The sequence below is a fragment of the Vibrio azureus genome, from assembly GCF_002849855.1.
In the GTDB taxonomy this organism is placed as follows: domain Bacteria; phylum Pseudomonadota; class Gammaproteobacteria; order Enterobacterales; family Vibrionaceae; genus Vibrio; species Vibrio azureus.
Genome location: NZ_CP018619.1, coordinates 1 through 11848, shown reverse-complemented (window position 1 = coordinate 11848; position 11848 = coordinate 1). Strand labels below are relative to the sequence as shown.

Below are 11848 nucleotides of genomic sequence, written 5' to 3'. Positions count from 1 at the left end.
TATAGATTCGACTTTCTCTTTAATATTCAATGCCTTGAGAGGTTAACTATTACTTTTTACTCCGCTAAATAGATCTTATTACTCCGGTTAATAGATCGTTTTACTCCGCTAACTATTACCTCTTACTCCTGCTTTTAGATCCTTTTGCTCCGCTAATTATAACCATTTACTCCGATAAGTATTGATTTTCTGTGAGTTTTTTTCCCTTTGTGTGCCTAATTGGTGGGGAATTTGATGAACTATGACCTTTTACTCCGCAAAAGAGCATTCTAAATGCCGATATCGTTATTCTATGACTTGTTACTCCGGTTTTTATGGCTATAATTCTAATTAAATGACCTCTTACTCCGATTTGGGCGGAGTAGAGAGTCATAGTTAACCTAAAGTTGGCGACAAAAAGTAATCTTTAAAGATTGAACGGAGTAAAAGGTAATAGTTATGAAGCGGAATGAGGTTGTGGATTCAAAAGTACATAAGGAAGGTACTATTACTAGCGCTGTATCTACAGATATTCATAGTGACTTTTTCAAGAAATCCCACGCACTTGTCTTTTCTCGCCTATCACTCTCACCTGTTGAACATGATATTTTCGCTTTACTGTTGTCTAGGTTGCACAAAGATCAATGGGAAGATTTTATTTCAGGTAAGACCCCAATATCACCTAGTTATGAATTCAAGAGCAAGATCCTTTGCGATTGGTTTTGTGTAGAGAAGGAGGATCTATATAACATCCTCTACAAACCATCAGAACGTTTATCTGAAAAGAAGATAGGTGTTACTCATGAAGGTAACTCATTTGATTTTATTCCTCTTTTCAAACGTGTTAAGTACCAAAATGGAACTTTAACAATCAAACCGAACGATGAGTTGATCACTGAGTACTTGGGTATTTCACAAGGTCACGCTCAGATCCCTCACAAATCCTTCAGGAAAATAAAAACTGAGCATGGCAAAAGGCTATACACGATGCTTTGTCGGTTTAAATCTCCACATACAGAGCTTCATGCTCAGAGTATTGAAGAGCTTCATGGCTTTTTTGGCTTACTTGATAAGCAGGGTAAGATTTTGAAAAAGACTTATGCTGTTAATGCTAATTTTATAAAAAGAATTATAAAGCCAGCCATTCAGGAGATCGACGAAAAGGAATCTAGGATCAGCTTCCAAATTGATGAGAAGACAGGTAACTATGGTTTCTCATACGTAAAAGATGGAAGAAAAGTTGTTGGTATAAAGTTCCTATTCAAGTGGACTCAATCAGATAGACCTGCGAAGACGTCTGAAAAAGGTGAGTTGAAATATGAGGATGCACTTAGAACATACCTAGATATCACTGAAAAGCGTTGTATACCAACTACGGATGAGGTGCTCAATCTCAAAGCTAATCTGGTTGAGATGGGAACAGATGGCTATGACCTTAGTGGTGAGTTTTTCACTTTACTAAGAGAGGCTCAGGAGGCCATTGCGGACTTGGACAACCTAGAGGGATAATTACCCCTCACTTTGAACGGCAAGTGAGGGATGTTTACTTGCCTTCTAGCATAGAAATGTGTCTGCGAGTTTACAGAGCTAAGCTCTTCAAGGAAGCACATTACTTTTCATGTGTTTGATTTCTGGTCGAGAGCTTGTAGAAGCGTTTCAAGTGACTTTAGTATATGGTCATGCTCTTCAGGTAGAGCTGATATAGTTCTAACGAGATTTTTTTGTATCGGCCTCAAAGACAGTTCAAGGGAATCATCTATCCCGAGAATCTCACAGACTTTCGCTAAATTATCACTCCTAATAGCTCTTCCTTCTTTCCACAAAGGTATGGTTGAACGGGCAACTTTACAACGACGTGCTATTTCTGAGTTACTCAGGGTGCTTTCAAGCAGTGCTTTATGTACTCGTTTTTCAAGACTATCCATTTCCACTCCATACAAAGCTAGAGGTTTATCAAACTGCTTTTAATCGCTATTCCTTATCTTCGAGAATACTGATTACGTGCTCTAATTTATAATAATGTTTATCAGGTAGCTCTTTTATCATTTGAATTGCACGAACTTTAAGCGGTTCAAGCTCGATAAAGGAATCATTTCCAATTAATTCACTAATTTCAACTTTCAAAAGGGCACATAGTGATAAGAGGTTATCAGTTGAAATGCTACCTCCATTCAGCCAATGATTAACACTTCCTCGTGTTACGCCTAATCTGCGAGCGATCTCGGATTGACTTAAAGTGCTTGAACTAACGAGAGCTTTTAAACGTTTTTGTAAATTAGAATCAGGCAATTTCTCTTCTCTGTTGTCATACCATCACATTGAGATCATAACTGGTGTTTGCCACTAAAAGAATTGACAATAAAGATATACGTGTATATTTTAGCTATACGCTCTTTAAAAACCAGCCCATTTATGTCGTTGAGCCTTGGCGCTTTCAACCCACTCGCGCCACCTGTGTCGGACTCACCGCAATGAGTCCGACTTTTTTTTATTAACAGAACTTCTATGTCAAGTGCCTAAGCCATGATGGATGAGAGAGGATTATCCAGATAATGATTAATTATCAATCGATTAGAATTAATTTCTTGAAAAACTAACTGTAATTTAAAGGTAATTAAAGTGTTAATTGATATTACAAGTTGTTGATTTTTATGTTTTATTTATTAATGCTTAGTAAATAAGCAATGCTTAACATTACCTTATGCAATTGGTTTTCTATTGTGGTGCACTTTTTTGTGATCTATTATCCAAAAAACAATGCAATCAAGTGGCTTATCAATCGAAGCTCTTTAAATCTTTGGTGACTTTTATACTTAAATGACGAAGTAAGCGACAAAAATGCAACAAATGTGATGTTTAAGTTGCATTTTATAATTACTTTGAATATGTTTACGCCAGAATAATTCATATCATATAAGCACACGGGCAACCCCCTTAAATGGCTTTCTGAAACGTGTCGCGGTTTCCTCTGTTTAGTCAGAGAGAAATTGGAAAGCATTCTTAACTTACTGTGACCCCCTTGTTTTGGGGAGTACACTTTAGAGCCTAGGGCCTACCAAATTGCGCATAAGTCGCTAACTCCAGTCTACACGGTGTTTTTATACTGTGTCTGGCATCTTTACTACCTAAAAATAAATGGGTTTACCTCCCCAGGACTCAGTGCATCTGTTCCTTGGAGATAATGGGCTTTCGCCCTGTTTTTTGCATCAAAATTCATATAAAATACTGTATGTATGTACAGCTATTTATAATTTTTAAGTAAGAAGGTAGATAGGGATGTTCCAAAGCGTTCAGCGTTTTTTTAGTTGGCTATACAGTGAACCTCAACAATCAGAAAGAAAAACATGCTCTGGCATCATTGCGCCGGAGGGCTTCGTCGTACCAAGAACGAGTGAAGATTTGGGGAACGATGAGATTATCCAGGATAAACTTAGAGTCTTAAAGCGCAGTGGCCTTGCGTTGCCGTTTGAGCTTTGGCAAGAGTTTGTCGTGGATACGGTCGTGAATTACGCCATGTACTGCCAAGATTTGCCGGCTTCTGAGTCTTACCATCACGCAGGCAAACGCGGTCTGCTATTGCACAGTTTAGATGTTGCTATCTACGCGATGCGTATCCGCCGCAACTTCATATTGCCACCAAATACGGCACCTGAAGACGTGATCCATCGTGAAATCGTGTGGGTTTACGGCGTCTTTCTTTGTGCACTTTTGCATGACAGCGGCAAAATCAATGACGTTGAGATAGAGCTCTTTGAGCCAAACTCTGAGCCAACAAAATGGAGTTTAGCATTAGGGCCGATCACTCAACCATACCGATGCCGATACCTTGCAGAACGCCAATACACGACTCACCAATACACTGGCCACAGTCTACTAGGTCATGTACTTAGCCATGATGCAATGCTCGCAATTTCAAGTGACAGAGCGCTGTATCAAACGATGGTTGAATATTTAAGTGGGCATAAGAACCCAGACAATGTGATTTCTCAAATTGTTATTCAGGCTGATGCGTCCAGCGTGGCACAAGATCTTGGTGCGGATAAAGAAGGCATTAACCTCGCTGCAGAGAAAGCGCGTGGAGCGCCGACATCGTTGGCCAGCCAATTGCGATTGACACTCTCGCATTTGCTTGAGAAAGGCACGATACCGCTCAACAAGAAAGGCGCAGAGGGGTTTGTCGATGGTGAACATATTTATTTGATGAGTAAACCCATTGCTGATCGTATTCGCACGGCTTTGCTTGAGCGTGGCATTACTTCAGTGCCACAAAGTAATTCAAAGTTGTTTAATGAACTGCAGCAACACAACCTGATAAGACCTAATGAACAAGATCTTGCTATCTGGAAGTGTGAGGTATTCCTATCAGAACAAGATTGGAAAAAGACGTTTACTTTCATTTGTGTTCACTGGCCGTCGTTACTGCCAGAAGGAAAGCTTGAGCAGATCAAAGGTCATATCGAAGTGATTGAGAATCAGGATTCACCGGGCTCTAAAGAAGCAGGCGCATGTGACAAAGAAAAAGAGACTGCACCAATTTCTAAAGCCTCCCCTGAGATTGAGACAACGGATTCCCGTGCTCCACAGAAAGAGGAGATTAATGAGGATTTAATGAAGTTTATGACTTCGTTGAATGAGCCAGCATCGCAACCTGTTGATACAAAGAACGTAGTGTCTGAGCCAGTTTCTCAAGCCGTTGCCACAGTAAAAGAAGACTCTGAGCCAGAAATGACTTTGTCTTTTGACGAGATGAATAAAGAAAAAGACGGTGTTGAAGATGCACTTGAGGCGCTTAAAAAAGAGCACATTCTTTTGAAGGAAATCGACCTTCGTCGAGTCAAGGGGGCTGAACTGGGCATCGCTTTTTGTGATTGGATTGATGCGGTGCTGAAAGGAGGCGTTCATAAAGTTAATCAGCAAGATGCGATGTTCCATCGTGTTGAGCAGGGGTTGTTTGTCGTTTCCCCTACAGCCTTTCGCACGTTTATCAACGAGCGTTGTAAATACGGCAAACAGAATAGTTATAGCGAAGTACAGCAGGGGTTACAGTTCCTAGGACGCCACATTGTTAATAAAAGTGGCCGAAACGTACATAAAGCGTTGGTTAATCAAGAGGCAACCCAAGCACTCAATGGCTTTGTATTTCCAATCACTGCAGATTGGTCAGAGCGATATGCGATTAATCCGCATGTGACATTGGAGAACAAAGAATGATTCAAAGCAGGGATGTATTAGCAAGTGAGCTGTGTCATGTGGTTGTAGCAAAACTTGCTTACCTAGCAGGAACGGGCCAAGGAGAGATGCTCAAAACTGTAGGTGTGAGTGATAAACAAATCATTCAGCTAAACAAGTTGTCTCTTAACGAAATTAATCAACTCGTAGCCAAAAACCAAATAGACGTTAGAGGATTCGTCAACAGCGTGTTGGACGAGCTGAATGATGACGTGCCGGAGCAATATAAAACTTACCTTGAGTACGGTGCGAATAACAAAATGATGTTTCGATACTTCAACGTGCAAGCAGCACAGTGCAGTAGTTGGAGATCGAGTTTAACCATTGAGCCGCCATTTCGAGCAAGAAGTATTGCACATAAGAAGCACAGTGCGGTGTGCAAAGCATTACAAGCGGAAGGGCCATATCAACAAATCAGCGCAGAGGCGTTACTGAAAATTGCAAAAACCTATCAGGTCAGCCTGTGTGCGCTATGGAAAGAGTTAGAAGAGTGGAACAAATATGACCAATAATAAAACGAAGAAAAAGAAAAACAAACTAGGCTCGTTGGTTGCAAGTGCGGAACTTGCGTTGCATAGCATTGATACATTGCGCTTATGGAACCCATCAAAGAAGAGTAAATCGCTGGGTGCCGGTGTGTTCTTTTCGAGAGCTTCAACGTTAGAGTATGCAGCGCGTCAAAATGACCCGTATGCCGATTATGCGTTACTTGTTATCGAAAATGCTTTAGATGCGGCCATGAGAACGTGTCAAGAAATCGAAGCGGCACTGCCTGTGCGCAACACTTCACGAGTGTCATACCACGAGGCACTTAGCCGAGATCCGATCACCAAAACCATCAAAACAACCACACGTTTTGGCTGGCGCTTCGTTGCTCTTATCGAGCAATTCGATATCACAATGGTTCGTTTATCTGATGCCAATTTCAAAGCCCAGATCACGCGTAAGGAAACGGAAGACTATCGCAGTAAAGCACTGTCAGCGATACGAAACGTCATCACTCTCTCTGTTCAAATGCAACATTCTGGTATCACTCGCCATGATGTCGCAAGCAATAATGCAAAAGCGCAAGCCGCTCAAGAAAAATTAGGCGCAATTCCATTAGAAGTGCTTGAAGGTATCGAACGAGCGCAGTTTGCGCCTGAAATTAACGCTTAAGTCTACAAAACGTCATTGGCTACGGATAGAAAATGAAAAAGAACAAAGCGAAGGCACCAAAGAATAAAAAAACGCGTAATAAAGCGTTTAAGGGTGATACGCAATTCGATGATATATTCGAACACCTGGCCGATGGCGTTAATGTCGAATCAGAGGGAATTGAGGGTGAAAGCGTTATTGATGAGACGGTGACGCCAACCCGCGTGCATGTCCAGGCACCAAGGCCAGAAAGTGAAGAAGCGGAGATGACGTACAAACAGCGTCGTCAGCAATCGTTAAGAAAGCTTGGGATGAAACTGAAAGATAGCATTGAAGCGGGTGATACCCAATTGCCTGGCTTTAACCCTGAGCGGATTACCCTGGATATTAATGGGAACATAAAACCGGGTCGCGTTACGTTGCCGGTGTATTATAAAGCGATCTTAAGCCGCTGTAAGAACTTGATTAATGATTACAGCGTCTTACCCAGCCTGAGTGCCACTTGCCCTGGTATGAACCAAAGAATCGTCAGGATCCGTATGGCGCAAGTGCTTGCAGTGTTATTGACGTCAACCGAGTTCGCCGGCGGACGTATTGGGCGACTCTGCCAAGGCTCTGGCATCACTCCTGTCGCTTTTTCTGAGTTACGTAGTGCTTTTATGCTTCGCTTTGGTTTTGAGATAAGTGAGAACACCTGGTATAGCGCTATTCACCGTTTACGTGTTTCTGGTCTTCTTCAAACTATGGCCGTTAACGTGCCGGTCGAAGTGGAAAACGCAAACGGTGACAAGGTAACGATTGTTCGCAGTGCGGCCTCCTATAAGCAATTTACAGAGCGTTTCTTTAGAGAGTTCAAAGTGACGCGATACAATAATGTTATGTCTCTCATTGAAGCTGGCGTTAGCAAAATGAAGAGTCATGGTTTCATATTTAAGTGGGTTAATTTCTCATGCTTGGCCAATAGCGTTCGTGATCGAGTGCAGGCCTCCTTCCTTAACGATTTGATTGAACAAGTCGCGCCAGTTTCTGGCTTTCGAAACTTCTCTACTGTCCCCTAGATACATAGATTGATGTTTATGCCTCTTCACTGAGGTCGATTCTGTACGTCTAACGTTTTTATATAACCAAATGGAATGTTAAATTGAACATCTATAGCGTTCATTCCGTTTTTCAGCACGGTTAGCTCGACTTGGCCACCGATGTTGGATGGATGTTATCCACAGAACTGCCTCTCTTTTGTTCAAATGTTCTGTTTTACACAATAAGTAGGGGGTTAGATAATGGAGTTAAAAAAGAAGGCTATGCCCCATAGCCGTTATTTGAAGTTAATAGATAAAATAATAGATAAAAATAGAGGGTCGCATTTCATGCTTTATTTGAGACCTCCCATTCCCAGCGCAATTGGCTTCAACACATCTAAGATCTTTCTCTGCGCATGGGAACGGGCCCCCATTGACACGTACCATCAGTAGCATGGCGATAAGCCCTGAGAGCGCGATAGGTCAACCGCATTTTTGGTCGCAAGCGACCGGGTCTAGCAGGGAGGAGGGGCAAGATTTAAGCCACTTCTAATGCATTTATACCACGGATGTGGAAAGCCTTACGTTGACTGATTTTCGCTGCGCTCATTCTATATGTCGTCGCGCAGCTCCTCCATGAATAGACGCTTTTCATAGGGTGACCAGTCAAATCGAATGAGTCAGGGCACGGGGGAACTCCGCTTTCCTTAACAAACCCTTCAATCACTTTGTCATTCTTAGAAATGACTTGAATCGTTGCAAAAAACCAGTTTTCAGCGGAATAAGACCTAATTCGATGTCATACACCCAGGGGGCCGGTGTTGTCGAATTGTAATACGTTAACCTTTGCGAGGATGTTAATTTACTCTCAATTCCTTCTGGATAGTTGACACAACAGCAAGGCTCAGGCTCGTCAATCCCGATCATATCCCTCTCCTCGAAAACTATCGTTTCAATAAACTCATCTAGATTTGAACCCAAAAAGCATAGTTCTCCATCTGAGTAATAAAAATTCCCATGTTTATCTATATATAGGTAAGCTGCAAATTCAGGCACTTCGCCAATTGGGCACAAATCTAAAGGGAGTTTATAATCCTCAATCATTTCCTCAACATTTTCTTTTACGCGATCAAAGTCCTTACTCGTTAGGAGTAAAGGTCTCTTATAACCATCCGAATCAATTAAAGTGAGACCGTATATATTTCTCAGGATTCTTTTGATATTGTCATTGATTGAATAGGAAGAATACTCTTCTGGTAATTCAACCATACGTTCACTACTCCAACCTATGGAGACTAAATACTCTTCATTTTTTTGTTGCATTGTCTATTAATCCATCTTTACGGCCTTGGTGCAACAAGCCCATTCTTTTTAGGTTATATGATTGTTATTGATATACTTTATTTCAAGATAAATGAAGATATTTAAATCTATAGATTTGTTGAAAGTTTAACATTATAAGTGATTGATAAAAAAGGTAAATATAACAATTAAATGAATGATTTAGTTGCTCTCAAACCTGAAGAAGTGTTATTTTCGCCATAGTCAATTTAATTCAGCTATTTAACGCATCATTTCATGAAATTCAGTACTCAAAGAAAAATTTATCGCTCACGAAAAAAATTTCACTTTTTTATTTATCGTACCAGTCGAATAATATTGCATCTGGTCGGTGGGATATTTTTGGGCCTTATGTCTGCCGCATTCTGGGAGGAATATAATAGTGGAACAATGACGAGCTACAAAATGGGGTATCGTAGGGTAATAGAAATTCCTGAATTCTTTCAGTTTTTTTCATTACTCGCAAGCGCGTTTTTTGGTTTAATTGCTTTCTGCTTTCTGGTTTGTACTTTTATTTATATCATTAAAGGGTATTGTAAAGATGAGTATCAAGCGTCAAGAAGAGAGTGGAGGAAAAACAGGCGTGATAAAAAACTAAAGAAAAAAGCTGATGGTAAGCCTTAACGACAAAGTGGCTTGGTGCAAAAGGTGTTTCTGAGGTGCCCATCTGAGCACCTCTTAAATTTTTGCAGCAAGTCTATCAGCCGTACAGTTTGTTACCAATAATTAACAAAGCCAAAGGGACAATTATGGGTGAACCGTAGACCACTATTTTTTTACCTAATGTAGCCTCACCAGTAGGTAAACCATAACTATTTTCCCCCTGAGTTCCTTTCCAAAAGCAAAGTAATAAGTTGATTACAGGTAAACCTAACACTATAGATAATACAGGATGCCAACCAATATCTTTCAATCGACCATGAGCATAAATAAGAGAAATTGGAATCTGAATCATCCAGAGGCTCATTGCATTGTAATGCATACTATATCCACTATCAAAACGCAAACTTTGCAATGGCTTAAAGCCATCTAGCGCTAGAATTAACTCCTTTGACAAAAGTTGATGGGTAATTGGGTAGTTCAAAAACTCAAATATCATGTACTGTGTAAAAACTGGTAAGAACAACCAGACGATAATCATGTAGAAAGTAAACTCTACTCGTCCCAATCTAGGGCTCTTACTCTTGAGTTCACTTTTCTTATTAATAGGTGATTTTTTTTTCATACTCCTCGGTGACAGAGCGTCATCCAGCAATAACGAAAAACAACTTTTACAAATTAAGGACCCTTCAACTTTTTTCAGCTCTTTAATATCAAAACTATTATTACATTTATTACACTTCATCAGTATCAATCCTACTTATTTAAACAAACGACCGTCTTGAGGGGAGAGTAATTGTAGACTTTGCACTATAAGGCCTTTCTCAGTGAATTCACTAAGAAAACAACAACCACTTCAATATCAATGATTTAGGTATAATACCAATTTAATATTTTATTGCTAAAACAATTTAACTCTGAAGTCACGACCATAATCAAACTCGGTCAAAAATCGTCTTGCGTACCACTTTTTAAAATACCTGAATTTGGTGCGAAATTACGCATGAAAAGAGGTACCTTTATGAGTATCTATTTTCATGCAAAAATCCAATCAGAGATCAATATAAACCAACCAAATAAGCCGCGTTTTACATCGTCACATTTATTTGAATAACAAGAGAATAAACCATGAAAACTCATTACACAGTGTGTCTGCTCGCACTGACTTTGCTTGCTGGCTGTGAAAAAGAGCCCGCTAACCAAACTGAAGCGATGGCGACTTCCAAAGTTGAGAAACCCCAAACAGTAGAAGAGCGCATCGCCGCAAAAAATGCTCAAGATTGGGAAGATGGCCGTGTTTATATTACGGAAAATAACTACGTCATTTACGACCAAGGGACGGGAAAACCTAGGTACTTTGTCTTTAAAGCGAAAGAGTGGCCACGAGAAGATTTAAATAATAAAGCCTCTTATGACTTACCTCGTGTGGTTTTTCGTTGGGATAATGCCAGAAAGGAAGCAGAAGACCATTATGATCAGAAAGATAAAGTTTGGAGCATCAAAACCGATGGTACCGATTTACGTTTGGTCGCGGATGAGTTTACAGGGATGGTGCGTTTAATGCGGATGTCGCCGAATAATCGCTATTTAGCTTTAGCCTATTCGACTGGCGAAGGCATGTTCAAAGTGATTAAAGATCTGAAAACTGGAGAGTATACGGAGTTGGGGCACTCACGGGGTTACCCTGAATTTTTATGGGCAGAGGACAGCAGCTATCTCTATTATGACGACCAATTTAAACACTGGAAGTATACTTTAGCAACGGGTGATAAAGAGAAAATTAAAACTAAATTTAATGAATTCTCTGTTATCTATCAAGGGAAACGCATTATCGTGTCTGACCTAGGTGTTGGTGTCTATGATGAGAGTAAAGATAAGCGTTTGTATGAGGTTATTCCGGACGAAACGAGCTCCGTCAGAGACGCTAGGTTTCGAAACCGCTCGATTAGCCCAGATGGTCGCTATGCTTGGGCTGAGACTTATACTAAGCGCTATCTTATTGATGTCGAGAACAAAACGTTTCAAATGGAAGAAATTGTCCCGCGCGCAGTTGGGACATTGCGGTATTTTGATGTTTTAGGCAAAGATGCAAAGTTTGTACGCTACGGAGCTGCGCAAGTGATATTAAGTCGTTTCATGGACAATAAAAGATTTGGTCCTTATTTGATGTGGAAGCAGATTGGGACAGGACACAGTGCAACGGACTCCTCTCTCTACAATGCCTTTGCGAATAACGGTGATTTTGTCAAAGGAGGTGAACTATGAGGGCTTGTTGCAAAACCTCACAACCCGCCAGACTTTCACTATGATTCATCACCGAGTAATGCGTTATGGCCAAGTCTGAATTCAAATGGCGACAATTCATCCTTGAACTTATCTTATGGTGTGTGCGGTGGTATGGCACTACCGCAATGAGCTACGCAAACCTCAGTGATATGTTGGCCAAATGCGGTATATTCGTAAATCGCTCCACGATTTATTCTTCTCTCATAAGCGCAATAAAGAGGTGCTCAGATAGACACCTCAGTCACATATTCTATTTT

The 11848-nt window shown here is 40.7% G+C and carries 11 protein-coding genes and 1 pseudogene; 8 read left to right on the top strand and 4 right to left on the bottom strand.

Going from position 1 to position 11848, the window contains the following annotated elements:
• Window positions 1-438 precede the first annotated feature (438 nt).
• Window positions 439-1488, top strand: a complete 1050-nt coding sequence (locus BS333_RS21470; protein ID WP_021709933.1) for a replication initiation protein — start codon at window positions 439-441, stop codon at window positions 1486-1488.
• Window positions 1489-1595: 107 nt separating this feature from the next.
• On the opposite strand, the gene BS333_RS21465 is transcribed toward BS333_RS21470, so the two are convergent.
• Together BS333_RS21465 and BS333_RS21460 are read right to left on the bottom strand one after the other, a co-directional pair.
• On the bottom strand, window positions 1596-1904 hold the full coding sequence (locus BS333_RS21465) for a transcriptional regulator (RefSeq protein WP_021709932.1): 309 nt from the start codon (window positions 1902-1904) through the stop codon (window positions 1596-1598).
• Window positions 1905-1950: 46 nt separating this feature from the next.
• Window positions 1951-2268 carry a helix-turn-helix domain-containing protein gene (locus BS333_RS21460; protein ID WP_021709931.1) on the bottom strand — a complete coding sequence of 106 codons (318 nt, stop codon included), beginning with the start codon at window positions 2266-2268 and terminating at the stop codon, window positions 1951-1953.
• A gap of 987 nt (window positions 2269-3255) precedes the next feature.
• Between BS333_RS21460 and mobH the strand changes: the two genes are divergently transcribed.
• Genes mobH through BS333_RS21440 form a run of 4 tightly spaced genes read left to right on the top strand, consistent with a single transcriptional unit; the run spans window position 3256 to window position 7403 of the window.
• The gene (mobH, locus tag BS333_RS21455; RefSeq protein WP_021709930.1) at window positions 3256-5190 is read left to right on the top strand and encodes a MobH family relaxase; all 1935 of its coding nucleotides are present in this window, start codon (window positions 3256-3258) and stop codon (window positions 5188-5190) included.
• Window positions 5187-5720 carry an STY4526/YPO1902 family pathogenicity island replication protein gene (locus BS333_RS21450; protein ID WP_021709929.1) on the top strand — a complete coding sequence of 178 codons (534 nt, stop codon included), beginning with the start codon at window positions 5187-5189 and terminating at the stop codon, window positions 5718-5720. Before mobH ends, BS333_RS21450 begins: the two co-directional genes overlap by 4 nt.
• On the top strand, window positions 5710-6366 hold the full coding sequence (locus BS333_RS21445; RefSeq protein ID WP_021709928.1) for a PFL_4669 family integrating conjugative element protein: 657 nt from the start codon (window positions 5710-5712) through the stop codon (window positions 6364-6366). The genes BS333_RS21450 and BS333_RS21445 overlap by 11 nt, the downstream gene beginning before the upstream one ends.
• A gap of 32 nt (window positions 6367-6398) precedes the next feature.
• Complete coding sequence (locus BS333_RS21440; protein ID WP_021709927.1) at window positions 6399-7403, top strand: hypothetical protein; 1005 nt, start codon at window positions 6399-6401, stop codon at window positions 7401-7403.
• A 684-nt stretch (window positions 7404-8087) separates the two neighbouring features.
• On the opposite strand, the gene BS333_RS21435 is transcribed toward BS333_RS21440, so the two are convergent.
• Complete coding sequence (locus BS333_RS21435; protein WP_039990984.1) at window positions 8088-8687, bottom strand: SUKH-3 domain-containing protein; 600 nt, start codon at window positions 8685-8687, stop codon at window positions 8088-8090.
• A 255-nt stretch (window positions 8688-8942) separates the two neighbouring features.
• Here BS333_RS21435 and BS333_RS21430 point away from each other — a divergent pair, with 255 nt between their 5' ends.
• On the top strand, window positions 8943-9329 hold the full coding sequence (locus tag BS333_RS21430; protein ID WP_033004597.1) for a hypothetical protein: 387 nt from the start codon (window positions 8943-8945) through the stop codon (window positions 9327-9329).
• A gap of 76 nt (window positions 9330-9405) precedes the next feature.
• Here BS333_RS21430 and BS333_RS21425 read toward each other — a convergent pair whose 3' ends face one another.
• Window positions 9406-10050, bottom strand: coding sequence for a DUF805 domain-containing protein (locus BS333_RS21425; RefSeq protein WP_033004595.1), 645 nt, complete (start codon window positions 10048-10050; stop codon window positions 9406-9408).
• A 383-nt stretch (window positions 10051-10433) separates the two neighbouring features.
• On the opposite strand from BS333_RS21425, the gene BS333_RS21420 reads away from it, so the two are divergent.
• Both BS333_RS21420 and BS333_RS21415 read left to right on the top strand, forming a co-directional pair.
• A complete protein-coding gene (locus BS333_RS21420) occupies window positions 10434-11570 on the top strand; it encodes a hypothetical protein (RefSeq protein ID WP_021711922.1) in 1137 nt (378 codons plus the stop codon).
• 65 nt (window positions 11571-11635) lie between these two features.
• Window positions 11636-11785, top strand: a pseudogene (locus tag BS333_RS21415) (IS6 family transposase); the annotation flags it as partial.
• Window positions 11786-11848 lie beyond the last annotated feature (63 nt).